The following is a 21,435-nucleotide window of genomic DNA, read 5'->3' as shown; positions in this document are numbered from 1 at the left end:
AAGGGCCACAGCCCGAAGGCGGCCACCCACCCGGGCAGCCGCCTTCATCACCGCGCTCAAGACTCCTGTTGACGAGTCGGGGTTGCTGCGGGCGCCGTAGCCGGTATCGTCGTCGATGAAGAGGAACGAGCCCCCGCACGGCGGGTATCCGTGACAGGGGCTCAGGCTCACTCAGGAGCCTTCGGAGGCCCCTATTACTGCTGGGGGCCTCCGGCTACCTGGTGATCCACCAGAGCCACGACCTCCTCACGTGCTTGGCCCACGATTCCGGCAACCACCGGGTGAACCGACACACAAGAGTCAGCCTTGGCTTGGCGTCCCATGGGTGCGCCTCCCTTTTCTCAGGGAGGCGGCCTTTTTTCGTACCCGGAACCGCCTCGCTTCGGGCCGGGCCCCGAGGGGACGGGACCCGGAACAAGGGAGGCGCACCCGAGGGTGCGTCATATGACGGATATTACCGTCAAATCGCATATGCCATGAACCACTTGAGCCAGGCAACGAAAAGGCGGTCACCCCCAGCAAGGGGCAACCGCCTTCAAGCGAACCGGAGTTGACCGGAGCTGACCGGAGTCGACAGGTCAGGCCAGATCAGGGCGAGTCAGATCAGACCGCCGACCCCGCCTTCCACTGCGCCCAGTCCATGTTCCAGCCGTTGAGGCCGTTGTCCGGAGACACCGTCTTGTCGCCGGTGTTGGAGATGACGACCACGTCACCCACGATCGAGTTGTTGTAGAACCACGCCGCCGGCATGTTCTTGTCGCCCGCGCCCTTCACGTCCTGCAGGCCCACGCAGCCGTGGCTGGTGTTGACGCTGCCGAACACCGAGGGCGAGCCCCAGTAGTTGCCGTGGATGAACGTGCCGGAGCTGGTGAGGCGGATGGCGTGCGGGACGTCCTTGATGTCGTACTCGCCCTTGCCGTCGTCATCCGTGAAACCGACCGTCGCACCGTTCATACGGGTCTGCGTGAACTTCTCGGACATGACCATCTGGCCGTTGTACGTGGTGTGTTCGGGCGAACCGGCCGAGATCGGGATGGTCTTGACGACCTTGCCGTCCTGCTCGACCTTCATCTGCTTGGACTTCGCGTCGACGTACGAGACCTGGTTGCGGCCGATGTGGAAGGTGACCGTCTTCTGCTGCACGCCGTAGACCCCGGAGGCGCCCTCCACGCCGTCGAGCGCGAGCTTCAGCGTGACGGTGGAGTTCTCCTTCCAGTAGTCCTCGGGGCGGCAGTCCATGCGCTGGGTGTTGAACCAGTGGCAGACGACTTCCTGGCCGCTGGTGGAGGTGACCGTGATGCCCTTCTGGACGGCGGCCTTGTTCGTGATCGCCTTGTTGAAGTTGATCGACACCGGCATGCCGACGCCGACCGTCGAGCCGTCCTCGGGCGTGAAGTTCCCTATGAAGCTGTTGGCCGGGGAGACCGTCGTGAAGGAAGCGTTCTCATGCGCCGCCAAGCCCGCGGAGTCCTTCGCCGTGGCCGCGAGCTTGTACGTGGTCGAGCGCTCCAGCTGGGCGCTCGGCTTCCAGCTGAGCTTGTCGGCGGAGATGGTGCCCGCGACGGCCGTGCCGTCCGCGGTCGTCATCGATACGGCCGTGAGCGTGCCCTTGCTGACGGTGACGGCGGCCGAGTTGTTGATGGAGGCGTTGTCCGAACCGTCCGCCGGCGTGATCTTGATCTGCGCCTCGGAGGACTTCTTGGCGGCCGCCTCGTCGGCCTGGGACTGCGAACTCTGGCTCGAATCGCTCCCGGACGACTTGTCGTCGCTGCCGGAACACGCCGTGAGCACGAGCACACCGCCGAGCAGTGCGGACGCGGCCACAAGACCCTTGCGCCGCTTACTGTCCGTCATCACACGTTTCTCCATCGTTGCCGAAAAACCTGAAAACCCCGGGCGCCCCGTAAACAGTTTCTTAAGAAACCAACGCTACGACTGCCGCATCCCGTTCCGCTTCCCCGCCAGGTGTGGGGCACACCACGTCCACCGTGGCCCCTGACACCCCTGAGACGGCGAAACCCCAGGCAGCGGTTGCCGCCCGGGGTCACCTACTCCCGCGCACGGCTCAGCCGACCACTGCCGTCCCGTCTGCTTCCTCATCGCCGTCGACATCATCCTCGTCGAGGTCCCAATCCGGCGAATCCGGGTCGTAGTCGATCTCCTCACTGCTCCACGAGGCCTGGGCCAGTTCGACCCCGGGCATCTCGCCCACCAGGTCGAACGGGTCCACGAGATAGGCGAGGGCCTCGGCGGTGTCTTCCGTCACAGCGGTCTCGGCGTGCCCGCGCTCGTCGCCGGGCAGCTCGGGATCGTCGGCGATCTTGGCCAGCGCGGCCTTGGTCACGGCGTCCTCGTTCTCGACTTCAAGAACGAGTTCGACACGAAGGCGTACAAAACGTGATGTCTCTGGGGTGCTCATGCCGGGAGCGTACGGCCCACAGCTCCCGTGACTTTCCCGCGACCCGCACAGTTCATTAGCATCGCTCCACACGGCCAATTCGCCAGCGCCACAAGGGGATCGATATTCCGTGTCAACCGCTCGCCGAACGATGCTGACCGCCACCGCCGCGGGCACCCTGCTGGGCGCCCTCTGGTTCGTCCCCTCCGCCAACGCGACGGTGACCGACCAGGCCAGAGTGGAGACTTCGGCGACGCCCACCTCGCAGGTCACCCAGCAGGCCCGGGTCACCTCGACGGCCGTCACCGCCTCCTCCGAGAACACCCAACTCGCCGACACCGGCAGCCCGAACACCACGCCGTACATCGTCGGAGGCACGCTGTTCCTCGGCCTCGGCGCCGGTTTCGTGGCGTATTCGGTACGACGCGAACGGCTGGGCTTTTAACCGGCTTGACGGTTCTTTGACTCAAGCTTCATAGTCCGCTCATGAAGAGATCTTCGGGCATACGCCTGTGCGCCACCGTCGCGGTGAGCGCACTGTCGCTGGCCCTCATCACCGGTTGCTCCGACGGCGGTTCGGACAAGGCCGAGAGCAACACCGAGAACGCCGCGCAGGGTTCCGAGAAGAACACCGCGAAGGCGCTCACCGCCGCGGAGTTGAAGAAGCTGATCCTCGCGAAGAGTGATCTCGTCGGCTACGAGATCGCGCCGGTCGACAAGTCGGTCCCGGCCACCAAGACCGCTGTCACCGTCGACAAGCAGCAGTGCGAGCCGCTGGCTTGGGCCATGTCCGCGCAGGCGCCGGGTGACGCCGCCTCGGCCACGAACGAGACGGCCACCGTGGCGAAGAAGGCATCCGCCTCCCCCTCCAAGTCGGTGGAGGACATGACCGACAAGGAGATGGAGGACGCGTTCAACGCCTCGCTGGACCACCCGGTCACCCTGATCGGACTGTCCTCGTACGACGGCGACGGCGCGGAGAAAGCCTTCAAGTCCGTCTCCGACGCGGTGAAGAGCTGCTCCGGCGGCTTCGCCCTCACCGTGGGCAAGGACAGCACGAAATACACCGGGGTCGTCGCCGAGAAGGCCTCCAACAGCGGTGACGAATCGGTGGCGTTCGGCGCGAGCAGCGTCATGGAGGACACCGGCGGCCAGAAGGGCACCGTGCACACCGAGGTGGTGCGCCACGGCAGCACCCTCGTCACGTACTACACGGTCAACATCGGCGCCCTGATCGCGAACAAGGCCTACACCGTGCCGTCCACCGTGATCGACGCACAGGCGGCCAAGCTCAAGTGACCGACGGGGCCCCGCCGTTGACGGGACGGGGCCCCAGCAGCCGTACGGCGAAGGCCCATCGGCCAACTCCTTTACCGCAGCGGCCCGGTGACCTTCTCCACGGCCTCGACCACATGCCCGCCCCGCACGAACGCGTCCGCCGCGGCGAGGTCGGGAGACAGGAACCGGTCCGGCCCCGGACCCTCAACTCCCGCCGCCCGTACGGCATCGATGACCGCGCGCGAGGCCGGCGCCGGGGCCAGCCCCTCCCTCAACTCCACGGCGCGCGTCGCGGCGTACAGCTCGACGGCGATGATCCGGGTGAGGTTGTCCACGGCGGTGCGCAGCTTGCGCGCGGCCGACCAGCCCATGGAGACGTGGTCCTCCTGCATCGCGGAGGAGGGGATGGAGTCGGCGGAGGCGGGCACCGCCAGCCGCTTCATCTCACTCACCAGCGCGGCCTGCGTGTACTGCGCGATCATCAGCCCGGAGTCGACACCGGCATCGTCCGCGAGGAACGGCGGCAGCCCGTGCGAACGGTTCTTGTCGAGCAGCCGGTCGGTACGGCGCTCGGCGATCGAACCGAGGTCGGCGGCGGCGATGGCGAGGAAGTCGAGGACGTAAGCCACCGGCGCGCCATGGAAGTTGCCGTTCGACTCGACCCTCCCATCAGGCAGCACAACGGGGTTGTCGACGGCCGACGCCAACTCCCGCTCGGCGACGAGCCGTGCGTGCGCGATGGTGTCCCGCCCGGCACCGGCGACCTGCGGCGCACACCGCACCGAGTAGGCGTCCTGGACGCGCGGCGCGTCGTCCTGGTGGTGCCCGGTCAGCTCCGAACCGGCAAGCACGGCAAGCATGTTGGCGGCACTGGCCCCCTGCCCGGGGTGCGGCCGGATGGCGTGCAGCTCGGGCGCGAGCACCTTGTCGGTACCGAGCAGCGCCTCCAGCGACAACGCGGCCGTGACGTCGGCGGACTTGTAGAGCATGTCCAGGTCGGCGAGGGCCATGACCAGCATGCCGAGCATGCCGTCGGTGCCGTTGAGAAGGGCGAGGCCCTCCTTCTCACGCAGTTCGACAGGCGCGATCCCGGCGTCGGCGAGCAGCTCACCAGCAGGCTTCACGACCCCGTCCGGACCCTCGGCGTCACCCTCGCCCATGAGCGTCAACGCGCAGTGGGAGAGCGGCGCGAGGTCGCCGGAGCAGCCGAGGGAGCCGTACTCGTGGACGACGGGCGTGATCCCGGCGTTGAGCACGTCGGCCATGGTCTGCGCGACCTCGGGCCGCACCCCGGTGTGCCCCGAGCAGACGGTCTTGAGCCGCAGGAACATCAGCGCGCGCACGACCTCCCGCTCCACCCGCGGCCCCATCCCGGCGGCATGCGAGCGGACGATGTTGCGCTGCAACTGGGCCCGCAGTTCCGGGCTGATGTGCCGCGACGCCAACGCCCCGAACCCGGTGCTCACCCCGTACACGGGCTCCGGCTTCGCGGCCAGCGCGTCCACGATCTCCCGCGCCGCGGCAAGCGCCGCGACGGCCTCGCCCGAAAGCTCGATCCGGGCGCCCCCACGCGCCACGGCGAGAACGTCGGACGCGGTGACCCCGGACGTCCCCACCACCACAGTGTGCATATCCATATTCAGGAGCGTACGCATTGAATGCGACGATGTCACTATCGGAGACCGGGTTAGCCCCTTACAGACAGGTCACCGGGCGCCGCAGTCGGCGAGCTGAGCCAATCGGACCGTCGGCCGCGTACGACGGCAAGGTGACGTGTCGGGGGGTGTCCGCCCGCAGCGGTTGGCGCGTCAACACGGGCAAGCCGGTGAACGACGGCCCCCGCGCCAATCCGAGGACGGACACCCCCCGGCGCGGCGCCGCCCCACAACGCACCCCAGGCGAACCACAACGCACCCGCACCCACCCACAAAGCCGCACCCCACGTCACGCCCGCCGCCCCCGGAACCGCCGCCGCTCCGCCGGCATCTCCGGCGTAGGAGAGTCAGCAAGCCGCACCACAGGATCATCCGGCCCATCCCGCCCGGCAACGACCGGCCTGTCCGCGCGGAGCGCCTTCGCCCGGTACTGAGCCGCGTCCGCCAGCCGGAACAACCGCCGACCGGAACGCACCGCCCCGATCGGATCCTCGGTCGACGCGACCCCGCACGCGACACCTTCCCCCAGCTCCAACTCGGCGGCCCGGCGGCACAGTTCGATCGCCGCGTCGACCACCTCGTCGGCGGGCGGCCCGACCGCGAGCAGACAGAACTCGTCCCCGCCGAGCCGCGCCGCGAGCGCACCCGGCAGCATCGCCCCGCACAACGACAGCACCGAGCCGAAGCGTTCGAGCAGCCGGTCCCCCACGGCATGCCCCCGGGTGTCGTTGACGCGCTTCAGCCCATTGAGGTCACACACCACCAGGCTGACCACGACCCCGTCCCGCCGATGCCGCTCGATCGCCTCGTCGAGCCGTACGTCGACGGCACGGCGGTTGGCGAGCCCGGTGAGCGCGTCCGTGAAGGCGAGCCGCCGCGCCTCCTCCAGCCGCTCGGTCTGTGCGATCCCGGCGGCGACGACGGAGGCCAGCACGGTCGCGAAATCAGCATCACCCCGGTCGAACACGGCCGCACCGACCGGCCGCGCCACATACAGCTCCCCCCACGCCCGCCCGTGCAGCACGATCGGGGCGACCACACAACATCCGCGCCTACGACGCCGTAGCGCCGCGACGCGCTGGTGGCAGTAACCGGGGCTGCCCGCGGCCGGGCCCTCGGCGGTCTCGACCCAGGCGTTGGGCTCGCCGCCGCCCGCCCACCGTTCGTGCAGGAACTCGGTGATCTCCGGGAACTGGTGCACCGGGTAGGTCTCGCCGTCCGGGAACTCCTCCTCGCCCTGGGCCCGCTCGCCCACGTTCACCAGGACCCGCAGCCGGCCCAGCTCCCGCTCCCACACCGACAGCGCGGCGAAACTCCCGTCCAGCGCCCGGCACGCGCCGGATGCCGCCGCCCGCCAGGACTCGCGCGGGGTGTGCGCCGCGGCCATCCCCTGCGCCAGCTCCACCACGGCCGCCAGCCGCCTGTCCTCACCCATCACTCCAGGCTAGGGAGGTTTCAGGCATAGCGGGACATTGATGCGGCGAACAGGTGTCGTGAGCGGATGAACGGCAGCGGGGCCTACTCACCAACACGGCCGACGCCAACCCCCTAGGGGCGCGGGGCTGCGACATTTGCGGCTCCGCCGCGCGGGCGCGACCACCGCCGGCCCACTGACCAACACCGGCCAGCACCGACCCCCTAGGGGCGCGGGGAACTGCGCGACCAGCCACAACGCACCCGCACCCGCCAGACAACCCAAGCCCCCCTACTCCCCCGGCCACTCCGGCGTCCGCTTCTCGTTGAACGCCGCCACCCCCTCCGCCCGGTCCCCCGAGAACGCCACCGACCGCCACGCCGCATCCTCGACCTCAAGCCCGGCCCGCAGATCCAACCCGTGCCCCAGCCGCAACGCCCGCTTCGCCGCCCGCAGCCCGACGGGCGAATTCGCGGCGATGCGCACGCCCAGAGCCAAGGCCTCCTCGCGGTCCTGCCCCGGCTCCACCAGGACGTCCACCAGGCCCAGTTCCGCCGCCTCCGCCGCCGCCAACCGCCGCGCGGTGAAGATCAGTTCGGCCGCTCGGGCCGCCCCCACCCGCCGCGGCAGCAACTGCGTACCGCCGCCCCCCGGAATCACGCCCACCGACACCTCCGGCAGCCCCACCACGGCCGTACCGTCCGCCACGATCAGGTCGCAGGACAGGGCGAGTTCGAAGCCGCCGCCGAGGGCGAAGCCGTGGACCGCGGCGATCGTCGGCATGGGGAGCTCCAGGACGCCGGTGTACGCGCCGCGTGCGAGCGGGCGCTGCCGCACGAGTTCCGCATCGCTCAACGAGTTGCGCTCCTTCAGGTCCGCGCCCACGCAGAACGCCCGCTCGTGCGACGAGGTCACCACGCACACCCGCACGTCCCGGTCCGCCGCCAGCGCCGCGCAGGCCGCGGCGATCGAGCCCGCCATCGCCGTGGAGACGGCGTTCATGGCCTTGGGCCGGTCCAGGACCAGTTCCGCGACGTACCCGTGCCGTCGCACCAGCACGAACTCCCCGAACCGCGTCTCGGACCGCTCCTCGCTCATGACCGCCTCCTGGTTAACGTGGGTTAACAGACCTCGCCCCGATCATCGCACGCGGCCTCCCCGTTCGGGTGACATCCCGCCCAACTCCCGCCGCACCGCCCGTAGAAGCGCATAACGTGCGTCCGCCACACCACAGGGGAGGGATCGTGACGACGACCACGAAGGCGGACCGGGCAGCGGACACCGAGGAGATGGCAGCGCCGCTCCCGAAGACTCCGCGCGGCCGGCACCGCCGCCCCCGGCCCCGCAAGGTCCTGCTCGCCGTCGGAGGGCTCGCCGTGGCCGCCGGAGTGCTGAGCCTCGTACGGCTGGCGCCCGAGTCGGGAGTCGGCGGGCTGGGCACGGCGGAGGCGGAACCCCGCCCGGACCCGGCCACCGGCGCCGGCGACGGCACCGACCGGCCCGCCAACGCCGCCGCGACCATCAGCGCCGACCCGACCGCGATCCCGTCCGCGACCTCGGTGATGGGCGGCGTGACTCCGACCCCTACGACTACGACGACCTCCGGGGTCGTACCGACCCCGTACGCGACCGCGACACCGAGGCCCGCGAACCCGACGACGATCCCCGACACGACCACGGCGGCCACCATGCCACCCGCACCTCAGGAACCGGCGCCCCACCAGTCATCGACCACGGCACCCGCACCCGCCCACACACCCACACCCGCCCCGAGCCGGGCCCCCAACTCCCCGGCCCCCGCAGCGAGTCGACCGAGCCTGTGCGTGCCGATCATCGGCCTCTGCGTGGACGGACTCGCCAACCACTGAGCCACGTAAGCGAGTTGGGCCTATACGCCAGTTACGCCGGTGCCGAGTGCCGGCGGGTGAGCAGCCAGGGTTCGACAACTCCCAGGCCGCGTACGGGGCGTTGCCACATCGGCTGGAGGGCGAAGCGGTAGGTCGGGGGCTCCTCGCCCTCCTTCTCGGCCTTCGCCGCGGCTTCCGCCGCCTCCGCCTCGGAGGCGGGGGCCTCGCCGCTGCGGATGAGTTCCTCGGCGAAGGCGCTGTCGACGAGGACCGCGTCGCGAGGAGCTATCGACGTGAGCCGGGAGGCGAGGTTGACCGTCGTACCGAAGACGTCGCCCATACGGGTCGTCACCGTGCCGAAGGCCATACCGACGCGGAGTTCGGGCATGGTCTCGTCGTTCGCCATGGTCTCGATCAGGAGCAGGGCGATCTCCGCGGCGACTCCGGCGTCGTCCGCGGAGTAGAGGACCTCGTCACCCAGGGTCTTGATGAGGCGGCCGCCGCGCGCGGCCACGAGGTCGGCGGCGGTGGTCTCGAAGGCCTCGACGAGTTCGCCGAGTTCCTCCTCCTCCATGCGGCGGGTGAGGCGGGTGAAGCCGACCAGGTCCGCGAAGCCCACCGCGAGCCGCCGGTCGACCATCTCCTCGTCGTCACCGGCCTGGACGACCCGGCCCGCCGACGCGGCGAGCTGGCGCCGCCAGACGTAGACGAGGAACTCCTCCAGCTCGGGCAGGAGCAGTTCGATGATCGGGTACGTCACCTCGGTGCGGGACATGCCCGGCTCCGGGGGCTCGGTCAGGCCCTCCAGGAACGAGTCCATCTGCCAGCCGGCCAGCCGCGCGGTGGTCTGCCCGGTGGAACGGGCCACCTGCACCGCCATCGCCTCGCTGAGCAGCCCCGCCTCGACGAGACCGGCCAGGCGGCGCAGCGCGAGGACGTCCGCCTCCGTGAACGCCTTGGCCTGGCCGACGTCGGCGAAGCCCATGGCCCGCCAGAAACGCGTGGCCAGCTCCATGGAGACGCCGGCGGTGCGGGCCGCCTGGAAGGGGGTGTAGCGGCGCTCGGCGCCGAGGATGAGCCCTTCGAGGCGCAGCGCGAGCGGGTCCTCGCCGGACTCGGCAGCGCCTTGTGGGTCCCCCCGGTCGAGCGGAGCCGAGACTGGGGGAGGGTCCACCCGGCCGTCCGCGTCCGCGCCGGAGCCCGTGTCGTCGACGGTCACGCCTGCTGCCCTTCCGATCTGCCACGGTCAGGTATCGACCGGGCCCAATGCTACGGCAGGTGTGGGCCAGCTCACTCCGTGAGTCACACGGGAAGAGTCGCCACAAGAGCGGTCGGGGTCACGCGGGGCGCAGGTGGACGATGTCGCCCGCCCCCACGGGCTCCTGCACGCCGTCCTCCGTCGCGAGGACGAGCCGCCCGTCGCCGTCGATCGCGACGGCCTCCCCGGTGATCGACCGGTCCCCGGGCAGTTCGGCCCGCACGGTCCGGCCGAGCGTGGCGCAGCCGGCCGCGTAGGTCTCCTGGAGGCCGCTCGCCACCGGGTCCCCGCCCGCCGAGCGCCACTTGTCGTACCAGTGCTCCAGGGACCGCAGCACCGCCCGCAGGAGCGGATCGCGGTCGGTGGCGACCGCCCCGGCCAGGGCCAGGGAGCCCGCCTGGGGCACGGGCAGCTCGTCCTCGCGCAGGCTGACGTTGATGCCGACGCCGACGATCACCGCGTCATCGCCCGCGCGCTCGGCGAGGATGCCGCCGGCCTTGCGTTCTTCCTCGCCGACAGTCACCAGCAGGTCGTTGGGCCACTTGAGTGCCGTGTCCACGCCGGCCGACCGGGACAGGCCCGTCGCGACGGCGACCCCGGTGAGCAGCGGGAGCCAGCCCCAGCGGGCCACGGGAACGTCGCCCGGCTCCAGCAGCACGGAGAAGAAGAGACCCGAGCGGGCCGGTGCCGACCACTGCCGGTCGAGCCGCCCGCGCCCCGAGGTCTGCTCCTCGGCGACCAGTACGGTGCCCTCGGCGGCCTTGCCCGCGGCGGCCAGGGCGACGAGGTCGGAGTTGGTGGAACCGGTGGACTGCACGACCTCCACGCCGGTCCACAGCCCGCCCGCGCGCACGAGTCCGCGGCGCAGCGCACCCGCGTTGAGGGGCGGCCGTTCCAGATCGGACCAACGGCTGCTGTCGTCTGAGGCATCTCGCGGCGTCATGCAAGCCACCCTAGGTGTGTGTCGTGCAAGCCACCCAAGGTGTGTTGTACGCCGCACTGCCGATCGGTAGGCCCGCCACTACTCTACGGATGAGTAACCCGTCCCCCTTTTGAGCAGGCAGGGAGCCGCAATCCCGATGTCCGAGCCGGAAGCGCCTCAAGAGATCGACATTCACACGACCGCCGGGAAGATCGCGGATCTTCAGCGCCGTATCCAGGAAGCGACGCACGCCGGCTCGGCACGTGCGGTCGAAAAGCAGCACGCCAAGGGCAAGTTGACGGCCCGTGAGCGGATCGACCTGCTCCTCGACGAGGACTCCTTCGTGGAGTTCGACGAGTTGACCCGGCACCGCTCCACGGACTTCGGCCTGGAGAAGAACCGCCCCTACGGCGACGGAGTCGTCTCCGGCTACGGCACGGTCGACGGCCGCCCCATCGCCGTGTTCTCCCAGGACTTCACGGTCTTCGGCGGTGCCCTGGGCGAGGTCTACGGCCAGAAGATCGTCAAGGTGATGGACTTCGCGCTGAAGACGGGCTGCCCGGTCATCGGCATCAACGACTCCGGCGGCGCCCGCATCCAGGAGGGCGTGGCCTCCCTCGGCGCGTACGGCGAGATCTTCCGCCGCAACACGCACGCGAGCGGTGTGATCCCGCAGATCTCCCTGGTCGTGGGCCCGTGCGCGGGCGGAGCGGTGTACTCCCCCGCGATCACCGACTTCACGGTGATGGTCGACCAGACCTCGCACATGTTCATCACCGGCCCGGACGTCATCAAGACGGTCACCGGCGAGGACGTCGGCTTCGAGGAGTTGGGCGGGGCCAGGACCCACAACTCGGTGTCGGGCGTGGCCCACCACATGGCGGGCGACGAGAAGGACGCGATCGAGTACGTAAAGCAGTTGCTGTCGTACTTGCCGTCGAACAACCTCAGCGAACCCCCCGCGTTCCCCGAGGAGGCGGACCTCACCGTCACGGACGAGGACCGCGAGCTGGACACCCTGGTCCCGGACAGCGCGAACCAGCCGTACGACATGCACACGGTGATCGAACACGTCCTGGACGACGCGGAGTTCTTCGAGACACAGCCCCTCTTCGCCCCGAACATCCTCACCGGTTTCGGCCGGGTCGAGGGCCGCCCGGTGGGCATCGTGGCCAACCAGCCGATGCAGTTCGCGGGTTGCCTGGACATCGACGCCTCCGAGAAGGCGGCGCGCTTCGTCCGCACCTGCGACGCGTTCAACGTCCCGGTCATCACCTTCGTGGACGTCCCCGGCTTCCTCCCGGGCGTGGACCAGGAGCACTACGGCATCATCCGCAGGGGCGCGAAGCTGATCTACGCGTACGCGGAGGCAACGGTCCCGCTCATCACGGTGATCACCCGCAAGGCCTTCGGCGGCGCCTACGACGTCATGGGCTCCAAGCACCTCGGCGCCGACCTCAACCTCGCCTGGCCGACCGCCCAGATCGCCGTCATGGGCGCCCAGGGCGCGGTCAACATCCTGCACCGCCGCACGATCGCCGAGGCCGAGGCGGCAGGCGACGTAGAGGCGACGAGGGCCCGCCTGATCCAGGAGTACGAGGACGCCCTCCTCAACCCCTACATCGCGGCCGAACGCGGCTACATCGACGCGGTGATCCTCCCCTCGGACACCCGCCGCCACGTCGTCCGGGGACTGCGCCAACTCCGCACCAAGCGCGAGTCCTTGCCCCCGAAGAAGCACGGCAACATCCCCCTGTAGAGGAGCGCCCACCATGAACATCAAAGTAGTACGGGGCAACCCGACCCCGGAGGAGCTGGCCGCCGCATTGGCGGTGGTAAGGGCACGAGCAGCAGCGGCGGCAACCACATCACCGGGCACCCCGAGGCAGCGCGACGCGTGGTCCGACCCGTCACGAATTGCGGGCGCGAGGCTCCCCAACCCGGGGCCCACTGCATGGACCCGCACTTACTGGCCAGGCTAGGGAGAGGTATTTAAGGGGCGCGGGGCTGTGTCGATTTGCGGCTCCGCCGCGTGGGCGCACGGAGGAACAATTCCGGGCAAGAATCTAAGTACCCGTACTCAGGCGCCCACCCCGCCCAAGCCGCACGCTAGTGCCATGCTGTGGTCCGACCCCGATGACAAGCCTCCCAAAGACCTCCGGGAGACGGAGGTCATGTTGCGGCGGCTAGGAATCCTCATGGCACTGGCGATGGTGCTGGCGATGATCGTGCTCGGGTTGTCCGTCTGAGCCGAGCGCAGCGCACCCGCACCCGCCGATACGCTGAACGCATGACAGATCAGCCGCGCCGCCGACTCGTGCTCGCCTCCCAGTCCCCCGCCCGGCTGGGCCTCCTGCGCCAGGCCGGGCTGGACCCCGAGGTGATCGTGAGCGGGGTCGACGAGGACGCCGTCAGCGCCCCCACCCCGGCCGAACTCGCCCGCGCCCTCGCCGAGGCCAAGGCCTCCGTCGTGGCCGCGAAGCCCGAGGTCAAGGGCGCGTTGGTGATCGGCTGCGACTCCGTGCTCGACCTGGACGGCGAGGCCCTCGGCAAGCCCGCCGACGCCGAGGAGGCCACCGCCCGCTGGAAGTCGATGCGCGGGCGAGCGGGCACGCTCCAGACCGGCCACTGCGTCTACGACACGACGAGCGGCCGGTACGTCTCGGCGACCGCGTCCACCGTCGTCCGCTTCGGCGAACCGACCGACGCCGAGGTCGCCGCGTACGTCGCCTCGGGCGAACCCCTTTACGTCGCCGGGGCGTTCACGCTCGACGGCCGTTCGGCGCCGTTCATCGACGGCATCGACGGCGACCACGGCAACGTGATCGGCATCAGCCTGCCGCTCGTTCGCCGCCTGCTGGCCGAACTGGGCGTCGGTATCACGGAGTTGTGGACGCCCTCGGAGAGCTGAGGCAGCCGAGACACCTGAGACACCTGCTCAGGAGGGACTGGGGGCGGCCGGCGGGAGGGCCGGCGCCGGGTCCTTGCCGGGCGGTGGCTCGGGGCTCTCCTCGGACGGCCCCTCCTGACGGTCGTACGTCATCAGGAGCAGGACGATGAGTGCGAGCACCACCACCATGAACACGAACGCTCCCGGGCCCACCAGGCCCCATGCGAACGCACCCAGCAGGCCGTGCACGACGGCCACGCTGATGAGCAGGATGCGGCCGAGGCCCGCCGGGGCGCGGTCGCGCAGGGCGACGAGCAGGGCGACCACTCCGCACAGGGCGAAGTAGAGGCCGAAGACGATTCCGCCGGCCTTCGAGGAGATGGACATCGCGTCCGGGTCGAGGCCGGCCAGGGACATGTCCTGGCGGTCGACGACGATCCCGAGGAACCAGTTCAGCGCGGCCACTCCGAGCGCCTCCACGAAGAGGACGAGCGCCAAGATCCATGCCACCGGTCTGCGTACCACCGGCCCCCACCCACTTTCGACTACCGCTCGATCAGGAGCCTTGTTACCCCAAGTACGTTCGAGACAACCCGAACGCTACTAACGGGTAAACCGCGGGACAAGGGTTGTGATGGGGGCAAAGAATCATTGGGCCATTCGTAGGGACTCCACAAAGAAACGGCGTGGCGCGCGGCACGCTCTCACAGAGACCTTGCCCACACCGGAGAGCTAGGGTTTCCACGAGGAGTCCTGCGTACCGAGGTGCGACAAGGGATTTCGCGGGTCGAGCGGGCCCCGCATCACGCTCCGTGTGGGCAAGCTCACCACTGGGGACGGGTCGATGCGACGTGTCGGCAGTCCCTAAACTCGGCTTGTTTCAAGGAGGGAGCCTCAATCGTGCGCAAGGTGCTCATCGCCAATCGTGGCGAAATCGCTGTCCGCGTAGCCCGGGCCTGCCGGGACGCCGGGATCGCGAGCGTGGCCGTATACGCCGACCCGGACCGGGACGCTCTGCATGTCCGCGCCGCGGATGAGGCGTTCGCCCTGGGCGGTGACACACCGGCGAGCAGCTACCTGGACTTCGGCAAGGTCCTGGGCGCGGCCCGCGAGTCCGGTGCCGACGCCATCCACCCCGGCTACGGATTCCTGTCGGAGAACGCCGAGTTCGCCCAGGCCGTGCTCGACGCGGACCTGATCTGGATCGGCCCGCCGCCGCAGGCGATCCGGGACCTCGGTGACAAGGTCGCCGCCCGGCACATCGCCCAGCGCGCCGGTGCCCCGCTGGTGGCCGGTACGCCGGACCCGGTGTCGGGGTCGGACGAGGTCGTCGCGTTCGCCGAGCAGCACGGGCTGCCCATCGCGATCAAGGCCGCCTTCGGTGGCGGCGGTCGCGGCCTGAAGGTGGCCCGCACGCTCGAAGAGGTTCCCGAGCTGTACGACTCCGCGGTGCGCGAGGCGGTCGCCGCCTTCGGCCGCGGCGAGTGCTTCGTCGAGCGCTACCTGGACAAGCCGCGGCACGTGGAGACCCAGTGCCTGGCCGACTCCCACGGCAACGTGGTCGTCGTGTCGACGCGTGACTGCTCGCTCCAGCGCCGCCACCAGAAGCTGGTCGAGGAGGCGCCCGCGCCGTTCCTCTCCGAGGCCCAGGTCGCCGAGCTGTACTCCTCCTCGAAGGCCATCCTCAAGGAGGCCGGCTATGTCGGCGCCGGGACCGTCGAGTTCCTCGTCGGCCAGGACGGCACGATCTCCTTCCTGGAGGTCAACACCCGCCTCCAGGTGGAGCACCCGGTCACCGAGGAGGTCGCCGGCATCGACCTCGTCCGCGAGATGTTCCGCATCGCCGACGGCGAGGAACTCGGCTACGGCGACCCCGAACTGCGCGGCCACTCCTTCGAGTTCCGCATCAACGGCGAGGACCCGGGCCGCGGCTTCCTGCCCGCGCCCGGCACCGTCAACACGTTCGCGGCGCCGTCCGGTCCGGGTGTCCGTCTGGACGCCGGTGTCGAGTCGGGCTCGGTCATCGGCCCGGCGTGGGACTCGCTGCTCGCCAAGCTGATCGTCACCGGCGCGACCCGCGAGCAGGCGCTCCAGCGTGCCGCCCGTGCGCTGGACGAGTTCCAGGTCGAGGGCATGGCCACCGCCATCCCGTTCCACCGCGCGGTGGTGAAGGACCCGGCGTTCGCCCCCGAACTCACCGGCTCCGCCGAGCCGTTCACGATCCACACCCGTTGGATCGAGACCGAGTTCGTCAACGAGATCAAGCCCTTCGCGGCCCCCACGGACGCCGAGGCGGACGAGGACGCGGACCGCGAGACGATCGTCGTCGAGGTCGGCGGCAAGCGCCTGGAGGTCTCCCTCCCGGTCTCGCTCGGCATGTCCCTGGCCCGCACCGGCCTCGCGGCGGGCGCCAAGCCGAAGCGCCGCGCGGCCAAGAAGTCCGGCCCGGTCGCCTCCGGCGACACCCTCGCCTCGCCGATGCAGGGCACGATCGTCAAGGTCGCGGTCGAGGAGGGCCAGGAGGTCAAGGAGGGCGACCTCATCGTCGTACTCGAAGCCATGAAGATGGAACAGCCCCTGAACGCGCACAAGTCCGGCACGATCAAGGGACTTGGCGCGGAGGTCGGTGCGTCGATCACGTCCGGCGCGGCGATCTGCGAGATCAAGGACTGATCCGGCAGTACGTCCAGAGGTGCCCGGCCGACAGGAACAGCCTGTCCGCCGGGCACCTCTGTAATGTGACGGGACAGTGCCTAGGAGGGCAGGTGGGACCCATGGCCGAGACAGCGAGGCCGCCGGCGGGGCTGCGTGCCGACGCCCGCCGCAACTATGAGCGGCTGCTGACCGAGGCCCGGGTGTGCTTCGCCGCGCACGGTACGGACGCGTCCCTGGAGGACGTGGCGCGGCGTGCGGGTGTCGGTATCGGCACGCTGTATCGCCACTTCCCGAATCGACAGGCCCTGATGAGCGCGGTGTTCGAGGACGCGGTGGGTGAACTCCTCGCGCGTTCCCGGGAGTTGCGGGACGCGCCGCAGCCGTGTGCGGCTCTGGTGAGCTGGCTGCGGGAGATGGTGACGCACGCGAGTGAGTACCGGGGGCTGGCGCGGGCCTTGATGGCGGTGACGTACGACGACACGTCGGCGCTGGCCAGGTGCAGTGGCCCTATCCGGGAAGCGGGGGGTGCGTTGCTGTTCCGGGCGCAGGAGGCGGGCGATGTGCGTGGGGATGTCGAGATCGGCGACCTTCTCCAGCTGACCCACGCGATCGCCCTCGCGGCTGAGGGCAACCCTGGGGATCCTGAACTGGCGGACCGCTTGCTGACGTTGACGTTGCGGGGACTGAAGCCGTAGCGCTGGTTCGGTTTTCGGGTGCGGCGCCGTCGTGGCTGGTCGCGCAGTTCCCTGCGCCCCTAAAAGACATGGGCCGACCCGCGTTTTTTAGGGGCGCAGCTCTCCGCGCCCCTAAAAGATGGCCCCGTTCAGCCGACCTGCTTTTAAGGGGCGCGGGGAACTGCGCGACCAGCCCCCACCGGCCTGCAAGCCAAAATCGAACCGGTCAACGCCTCCGCAGATCCGCCACCCTCGCCGCACGCTCCCGCTCAGGGGACTCCCCGCCGAGGACACCCGCTGCCCTCAAGCCCGGTGCGCCGCCCGGCACTTGACCCCGTCGCGGCGCCGGGAGGGGTACGTCCCGGCGGCGTTGTTCCCGCGTCGAGGGCTGTTCACCCCCCTGGCTTCCCGAACCGCCGGCCACGGCGATCTGCACCCCCTGGTCGGCCAGCGCCTGCAACTCCGTTGCCGCGCGGTCGTCGTGGCCCGGGGGCTCGTCGGTGACGAGGCGGGTGATGACGTCCGTCGGCACGGTCTGGAACATGGTGTCCGTGCCGAGCTTGGTGTGGTCGGCCAGGACGACGACCTCGGCGGCCGCCTGGACGAGGGCCCGGTCGACGGACGCCGAGAGCATGTTGGACGTGGACAGGCCGCGCTCGGCGGTCAGCCCGCTCCCGGAGAGGAAGGCCCGGGAGACGCGCAGCCCCTGGAGGGACTGTTCGGCCCCGCTGCCCACCAACGCGTAGTTGGAGCCACGCAGGGTGCCCCCGGTCATCACGACCTCCACGCGGTTGGCATGGGCCAACGCCTGGGCCACCAGAAGGGAGTTGGTGACCACGGTCAGTCCGGGCACCCGGGCGAGCCGGCGGGCCAGCTCCTGGGTGGTGGTACCCGCCCCCACCACGATCGCTTCGCCCTCTTCGACGAAGCTCGCGGCGAGATCGGCGATGGCCGTCTTCTCGGCGGTCGCGAGATGCGATTTCTGCGGAAAGCCGGATTCTCGCGTGAACCCGCCCGGCAATACCGCACCGCCATGCCGGCGGTCGAGGAGTCCTTCTGCCTCCAGTGCGCGCACGTCCCGCCGTACGGTCACTTCGGAGGTCTGGACGACGCGGGCGAGCTCACGGAGCGATACGGCCCCATTCGCTCGCACCATTTCGAGGATCAATTGGCGACGTTCTGCAGCGAACACGAAACTGACAGTAACCCCAACGACCGTCTGCTTTCAGGTGTTTGCGCCGAATAACGGAAGTTGTTCGTACAGCAGGACCGGAAGTGGTATAGAGCCTAGTCTCGCCGCCTATGCCGCCCGAATGGTCGACAACTCCCCGTGACCAGCGGGGAGTCCACTTCGGGGTCAGACTTCGCCCGTCGCCTTCCGCGTGTGGAGCTGCCGGGCCACCTCGGCGATCGAGCCCGAAAGAGACGGGTAGACGGTGAAGGCGTTCGCGATCTGTTCGACCGTCAGGTTGTTGTCGACGGCGATCGAGATGGGGTGGATCAGTTCCGAGGCGCGCGGCGCCACGACCACACCGCCGACGATGATGCCGGTGCCCGGGCGGCAGAAGATCTTGACGAAGCCGTCGCGGATGCCCTGCATCTTCGCGCGCGGGTTCCGGAGGAGGGGCAGCTTGACCACGCGGGCGTCGATCTTGCCGCCGTCGACGTCGGCCTGGGAGTAGCCGACCGTGGCGATCTCCGGGTCGGTGAAGACGTTCGACGACACCGTCTTCAGGTTGAGCGGGGCCACCGCGTCGCCCAGGAAGTGGTACATGGCGATACGTCCCTGCATCGCGGCCACCGAGGCGAGCGCGAAGATCCCGGTCACGTCACCGGCGGCGTACACGCCCGGAGCGGTCGTACGCGAGACCTTGTCGGTCCAGATGTGGCCCGAGTCGCGCAGCCTGACGCCCGCGTCCTCCAGGCCCATGCCCGCGGAGTTCGGGATGGCGCCGACCGCCATGAGGCAGTGCGAGCCGGTGATGACACGGCCGTCGGCGAGGGTGACCTCCACCTTGTCGCCGACGCGCTTGGCGGACTGGGCGCGGGAGCGGGCCATGACGTTCATGCCGCGGCGCCGGAAGACGTCTTCGAGTACGGCGGCGGCGTCCGGGTCCTCACCGGGCAGGACGCGGTCGCGCGACGACACGAGGGTGACCTTGGAGCCGAGGGCCTGGTAGGCACCGGCGAACTCGGCGCCCGTGACACCGGAGCCGACCACGATCAGCTCTTCGGGGAGTTCGGTGAGGTCGTAGACCTGGGTCCAGTTCAGGATGCGCTCGCCGTCCGGGCGGGCGTCGTCCAGCTCGCGGGGGTGGCCGCCGGTCGCGATGAGGACGGCGTCGGCGACGAGCGTCTCCTCGGTGCCGTCGGCGGCCTTCACGATCACCTTGCGGGAACCGTCGATGGCCTGCATGCCGTCGAGCCGGCCCCGGCCGCGCATGACACGGGCGCCGGCCCGGGTCACGGACGCGGTGATGTCGTGCGACTGGGCGAGCGCGAGGCGCTTCACACGCCGGTTGACCTTGCCGAGGTCCACGCCCACGACCCTGGCGGCCTGCTCCAGAGGTGGGGTGTCGTCGGCGACGATGATGCCGAGTTCCTCGTACGACGAGTCGAAGGTGGTCATCACCTCGGCCGTCGCGATAAGGGTCTTCGACGGGACGCAGTCGGTCAGCACCGACGCCCCGCCCAGACCGTCGCAGTCGACGACGGTCACCTCCGCGCCGAGCTGCGCTGCCACCAGCGCCGCTTCATAGCCGCCGGGTCCGCCACCGATGATCACGATCCGAGTCACGTACCCCATTGTCCCGCACGCTTCAAGGTGCTTCCGCCCGGGGGCGGCGGGAGGTGCGGTCGCCGGGGCCGCGGAGGGCCATTTCGGCAGTCGGCTCGGGTACCGGTGAGTACGGAAGTCCGGTGGGCTCGGGCACCGGTGGTCACGGAAGTCCCGGGGGCTCGGGTACCGCCGGTTACGGGAGTGGCGGGTGGTTCCGCTGCCGTACTCTCGAAGCATGTCGCTCTACGCCGCGTACGCCGGCAATCTCGACGCGCGGCTGATGACCCGCCGCGCCCCGCACTCGCCGTTGCGCGCCACGGGCTGGCTGAACGGGTGGCGGCTGACCTTCGGCGGCGAGCACATGGGCTGGGAGGGCGCGCTCGCGACGATCGTGGAGGCCCCGCGCTCCCAGGTCTTCGTCGCGCTGTACGAGATCGCGCCGCCCGACGAGGACTCCATGGACCGGTGGGAGGGCGTCGGCCTCGACGTCTACCGCCGGATGCGGGTCCGGGTGCACACCCTGGAGGGCGAGGAACCCGCTTGGGTGTACGTGCTGAACGGCTATGAAGGGGGACTCCCGTCGGCGCGGTACCTCGGTGAACTCGCCGACGCCGCCGAGTCCGCGGGCGCGCCGCACGACTACGTGATGGAGCTGCGGAAGCGTCCCTGCTGAGGGGTCCCCGTAGTCCCGCTGAGGGTTTCCCACACATAACGCCCGTCACAGGTCTCGTTGGAAACGACAAGACAACGATCGCCATCCCGTGCGCTCTGTCATCTACGCGCGTAGGCCCAGACCAGCTACGCTCATCCGCGTGAACGCATCTCTTCTTCCGGACGACATCCAGGGCGACCCCCATGCCGCCGCTGACGCCGCCGCCACGCGCCTGCGCGAACTGACGGGCGCCGAGACCCACGACGTCGCCCTTGTGATGGGCTCCGGCTGGGGACCGGCCGTCGACGCGCTCGGCGTTTCCGAGGCCGACTTCCCCGTCACCGAGCTGCCCGGTTTCCCGCCGCCGGCCGTCGAGGGACACGGGGGCAGGGTCCGCTCGTACAAGATCGGTGACAAGCGCGCGCTGGTCTTCCTCGGCCGTACCCACTACTACGAGGGCCGCGGTGTCGCCGCCGTCGCGCACGGCGTCCGTACCGCCGTCGCCGCCGGCTGCAAGACCATCGTCCTCACCAACGGCTGCGGGGGGCTCCGCGAGGGTATGCGACCCGGGCAGCCGGTGCTGATCAGCGACCACATCAACCTCACCGCTACGTCCCCCATCGTCGGCGCGAACTTCGTCGACCTGACCGACCTGTACTCCCCCCGGCTGCGCGCCCTGTGCAAGGAGATCGACCCGGCGCTGGAGGAGGGTGTCTACGCCCAGTTCCCCGGGCCGCACTACGAGACTCCGGCGGAGATCCGCATGGCTCGGGTGATCGGGGCGGACCTGGTGGGCATGTCGACGGTGTTGGAGGCCATCGCCGCGCGCGAGGCGGGTGCGGAGGTGCTGGGTATCTCCCTGGTGACGAACCTCGCCGCGGGTATGACGGGTGAGCCCCTGAACCACGAGGAGGTTCTTCAGGCGGGCCGGGATTCCGCTTCGCAGATGGGGTCGCTGTTGGCCCAGGTGCTCGACCGGTTGTAGGCGCGCTTGTAGGCGTGGGCCGGCATCG

Annotated in this window: 21 protein-coding genes; 11 read left to right on the top strand and 10 right to left on the bottom strand. The window is 70.0% G+C overall.

Translation table 11 applies throughout. From position 1 onward, the window contains the following. Positions 1–603 precede the first annotated feature (603 nt). The gene (locus SPR02S_RS04825) at positions 604–1,854 is read right to left on the bottom strand and encodes a L,D-transpeptidase (RefSeq protein WP_019055799.1); all 1,251 of its coding nucleotides are present in this window, start codon (positions 1,852–1,854) and stop codon (positions 604–606) included. Between the two features lie 211 nt (positions 1,855–2,065). Further along, a complete protein-coding gene (locus tag SPR02S_RS04820) occupies positions 2,066–2,419 on the bottom strand; it encodes a hypothetical protein (RefSeq protein ID WP_026150221.1) in 354 nt (117 codons plus the stop codon). Positions 2,420–2,549: 130 nt separating this feature from the next. Between SPR02S_RS04820 and SPR02S_RS04815 the strand changes: the two genes are divergently transcribed. After that, positions 2,550–2,843 (top strand): LAETG motif-containing sortase-dependent surface protein, encoded by a 294-nt coding sequence (locus SPR02S_RS04815; protein WP_019055797.1) that lies wholly within the window; start codon positions 2,550–2,552, stop codon positions 2,841–2,843. Positions 2,844–2,884: 41 nt separating this feature from the next. Beyond that, positions 2,885–3,697, top strand: coding sequence for a hypothetical protein (locus SPR02S_RS04810; protein ID WP_019055796.1), 813 nt, complete (start codon positions 2,885–2,887; stop codon positions 3,695–3,697). Positions 3,698–3,768: 71 nt separating this feature from the next. Here SPR02S_RS04810 and hutH read toward each other — a convergent pair whose 3' ends face one another. From hutH to SPR02S_RS04795, 3 genes are all read right to left on the bottom strand, one after another. Next, complete coding sequence (hutH, locus tag SPR02S_RS04805) at positions 3,769–5,307, bottom strand: histidine ammonia-lyase (RefSeq protein ID WP_019055795.1); 1,539 nt, start codon at positions 5,305–5,307, stop codon at positions 3,769–3,771. A gap of 313 nt (positions 5,308–5,620) precedes the next feature. Continuing rightward, a complete protein-coding gene (locus SPR02S_RS04800) occupies positions 5,621–6,766 on the bottom strand; it encodes a GGDEF domain-containing protein (RefSeq protein ID WP_019055794.1) in 1,146 nt (381 codons plus the stop codon). A 270-nt stretch (positions 6,767–7,036) separates the two neighbouring features. Then, a complete protein-coding gene (locus SPR02S_RS04795; protein WP_019055793.1) occupies positions 7,037–7,843 on the bottom strand; it encodes an enoyl-CoA hydratase/isomerase family protein in 807 nt (268 codons plus the stop codon). Positions 7,844–7,989: 146 nt separating this feature from the next. On the opposite strand from SPR02S_RS04795, the gene SPR02S_RS55125 reads away from it, so the two are divergent. Next, positions 7,990–8,613 (top strand): hypothetical protein, encoded by a 624-nt coding sequence (locus tag SPR02S_RS55125; protein WP_245607496.1) that lies wholly within the window; start codon positions 7,990–7,992, stop codon positions 8,611–8,613. Between the two features lie 31 nt (positions 8,614–8,644). Here the strand turns inward: SPR02S_RS55125 and SPR02S_RS04785 are convergent, their stop codons facing one another. Together SPR02S_RS04785 and SPR02S_RS04780 are read right to left on the bottom strand one after the other, a co-directional pair. Further along, positions 8,645–9,811, bottom strand: coding sequence for an adenylate/guanylate cyclase domain-containing protein (locus SPR02S_RS04785; protein WP_019055792.1), 1,167 nt, complete (start codon positions 9,809–9,811; stop codon positions 8,645–8,647). A gap of 118 nt (positions 9,812–9,929) precedes the next feature. Further along, the gene (locus SPR02S_RS04780; RefSeq protein ID WP_019055791.1) at positions 9,930–10,793 is read right to left on the bottom strand and encodes a biotin--[acetyl-CoA-carboxylase] ligase; all 864 of its coding nucleotides are present in this window, start codon (positions 10,791–10,793) and stop codon (positions 9,930–9,932) included. 136 nt (positions 10,794–10,929) lie between these two features. On the opposite strand from SPR02S_RS04780, the gene SPR02S_RS04775 reads away from it, so the two are divergent. From SPR02S_RS04775 to SPR02S_RS04765, 4 genes are all read left to right on the top strand, one after another. Then, the gene (locus SPR02S_RS04775; protein ID WP_019055790.1) at positions 10,930–12,531 is read left to right on the top strand and encodes an acyl-CoA carboxylase subunit beta; all 1,602 of its coding nucleotides are present in this window, start codon (positions 10,930–10,932) and stop codon (positions 12,529–12,531) included. 13 nt (positions 12,532–12,544) lie between these two features. After that, positions 12,545–12,754 (top strand): acyl-CoA carboxylase subunit epsilon, encoded by a 210-nt coding sequence (locus tag SPR02S_RS59885; protein ID WP_078622816.1) that lies wholly within the window; start codon positions 12,545–12,547, stop codon positions 12,752–12,754. A gap of 135 nt (positions 12,755–12,889) precedes the next feature. Beyond that, complete coding sequence (mmpB, locus tag SPR02S_RS65640) at positions 12,890–13,021, top strand: morphogenic membrane protein MmpB (RefSeq protein ID WP_019055789.1); 132 nt, start codon at positions 12,890–12,892, stop codon at positions 13,019–13,021. A gap of 41 nt (positions 13,022–13,062) precedes the next feature. Next, positions 13,063–13,683 (top strand): Maf family protein, encoded by a 621-nt coding sequence (locus tag SPR02S_RS04765; RefSeq protein WP_026150219.1) that lies wholly within the window; start codon positions 13,063–13,065, stop codon positions 13,681–13,683. 27 nt (positions 13,684–13,710) lie between these two features. Here SPR02S_RS04765 and SPR02S_RS04760 read toward each other — a convergent pair whose 3' ends face one another. Further along, entirely contained in the window at positions 13,711–14,172 is a 462-nt protein-coding gene (locus tag SPR02S_RS04760; protein WP_019055787.1) for a hypothetical protein, read from the bottom strand. A 390-nt stretch (positions 14,173–14,562) separates the two neighbouring features. Here SPR02S_RS04760 and SPR02S_RS04755 point away from each other — a divergent pair, with 390 nt between their 5' ends. Further along, positions 14,563–16,335, top strand: a complete 1,773-nt coding sequence (locus SPR02S_RS04755; protein ID WP_019055786.1) for an acetyl/propionyl/methylcrotonyl-CoA carboxylase subunit alpha — start codon at positions 14,563–14,565, stop codon at positions 16,333–16,335. 101 nt (positions 16,336–16,436) lie between these two features. After that, positions 16,437–17,012, top strand: coding sequence for a TetR/AcrR family transcriptional regulator (locus tag SPR02S_RS04750; RefSeq protein WP_019055785.1), 576 nt, complete (start codon positions 16,437–16,439; stop codon positions 17,010–17,012). A 205-nt stretch (positions 17,013–17,217) separates the two neighbouring features. Here the strand turns inward: SPR02S_RS04750 and SPR02S_RS04745 are convergent, their stop codons facing one another. After that, on the bottom strand, positions 17,218–18,183 hold the full coding sequence (locus SPR02S_RS04745) for a DeoR/GlpR family DNA-binding transcription regulator (protein ID WP_078622815.1): 966 nt from the start codon (positions 18,181–18,183) through the stop codon (positions 17,218–17,220). Positions 18,184–18,348: 165 nt separating this feature from the next. After that, complete coding sequence (locus SPR02S_RS04740) at positions 18,349–19,797, bottom strand: NAD(P)H-quinone dehydrogenase (protein ID WP_019055783.1); 1,449 nt, start codon at positions 19,795–19,797, stop codon at positions 18,349–18,351. A 208-nt stretch (positions 19,798–20,005) separates the two neighbouring features. Between SPR02S_RS04740 and SPR02S_RS04735 the strand changes: the two genes are divergently transcribed. Together SPR02S_RS04735 and SPR02S_RS04730 are read left to right on the top strand one after the other, a co-directional pair. Beyond that, the gene (locus SPR02S_RS04735; protein ID WP_019055782.1) at positions 20,006–20,443 is read left to right on the top strand and encodes a gamma-glutamylcyclotransferase family protein; all 438 of its coding nucleotides are present in this window, start codon (positions 20,006–20,008) and stop codon (positions 20,441–20,443) included. A gap of 139 nt (positions 20,444–20,582) precedes the next feature. Then, positions 20,583–21,407 (top strand): purine-nucleoside phosphorylase, encoded by an 825-nt coding sequence (locus SPR02S_RS04730; RefSeq protein ID WP_019055781.1) that lies wholly within the window; start codon positions 20,583–20,585, stop codon positions 21,405–21,407. The last annotated feature ends 28 nt before the right edge of the window (positions 21,408–21,435 follow it).

The sequence above is a fragment of the Streptomyces prunicolor NBRC 13075 genome, from assembly GCF_000367365.1.
In the GTDB taxonomy this organism is placed as follows: domain Bacteria; phylum Actinomycetota; class Actinomycetes; order Streptomycetales; family Streptomycetaceae; genus Streptomyces; species Streptomyces prunicolor.
This window is presented reverse-complemented; position numbering and strand designations above follow the sequence as displayed.

What these genes read in the sequence shown, in the direction of transcription:
- SPR02S_RS04810 (WP_019055796.1), top strand. Translation starts at nt 2,885, where the DNA reads ATGAAGAGATCTTCGGGCATACGCCTGTGCGCCACCGTCGCGGTGAGC.
- SPR02S_RS04765 (WP_026150219.1), top strand. Translation starts at nt 13,063, where the DNA reads ATGACAGATCAGCCGCGCCGCCGACTCGTGCTCGCCTCCCAGTCCCCC.
- SPR02S_RS04780 (WP_019055791.1), bottom strand. Translation starts at nt 10,793, where the DNA reads ATGACGCCGCGAGATGCCTCAGACGACAGCAGCCGTTGGTCCGATCTG.
- SPR02S_RS04795 (WP_019055793.1), bottom strand. Translation starts at nt 7,843, where the DNA reads ATGAGCGAGGAGCGGTCCGAGACGCGGTTCGGGGAGTTCGTGCTGGTG.
- SPR02S_RS04740 (WP_019055783.1), bottom strand. Translation starts at nt 19,797, where the DNA reads ATGGGGTACGTGACTCGGATCGTGATCATCGGTGGCGGACCCGGCGGC.
- hutH (WP_019055795.1), bottom strand. Translation starts at nt 5,307, where the DNA reads ATGCACACTGTGGTGGTGGGGACGTCCGGGGTCACCGCGTCCGACGTT.
- SPR02S_RS04820 (WP_026150221.1), bottom strand. Translation starts at nt 2,419, where the DNA reads ATGAGCACCCCAGAGACATCACGTTTTGTACGCCTTCGTGTCGAACTC.
- SPR02S_RS04800 (WP_019055794.1), bottom strand. Translation starts at nt 6,766, where the DNA reads ATGGGTGAGGACAGGCGGCTGGCGGCCGTGGTGGAGCTGGCGCAGGGG.
- SPR02S_RS04750 (WP_019055785.1), top strand. Translation starts at nt 16,437, where the DNA reads ATGGCCGAGACAGCGAGGCCGCCGGCGGGGCTGCGTGCCGACGCCCGC.
- SPR02S_RS59885 (WP_078622816.1), top strand. Translation starts at nt 12,545, where the DNA reads ATGAACATCAAAGTAGTACGGGGCAACCCGACCCCGGAGGAGCTGGCC.
- SPR02S_RS04825 (WP_019055799.1), bottom strand. Translation starts at nt 1,854, where the DNA reads ATGACGGACAGTAAGCGGCGCAAGGGTCTTGTGGCCGCGTCCGCACTG.
- mmpB (WP_019055789.1), top strand. Translation starts at nt 12,890, where the DNA reads ATGCTGTGGTCCGACCCCGATGACAAGCCTCCCAAAGACCTCCGGGAG.
- SPR02S_RS04775 (WP_019055790.1), top strand. Translation starts at nt 10,930, where the DNA reads ATGTCCGAGCCGGAAGCGCCTCAAGAGATCGACATTCACACGACCGCC.
- SPR02S_RS04735 (WP_019055782.1), top strand. Translation starts at nt 20,006, where the DNA reads ATGTCGCTCTACGCCGCGTACGCCGGCAATCTCGACGCGCGGCTGATG.
- SPR02S_RS04815 (WP_019055797.1), top strand. Translation starts at nt 2,550, where the DNA reads ATGCTGACCGCCACCGCCGCGGGCACCCTGCTGGGCGCCCTCTGGTTC.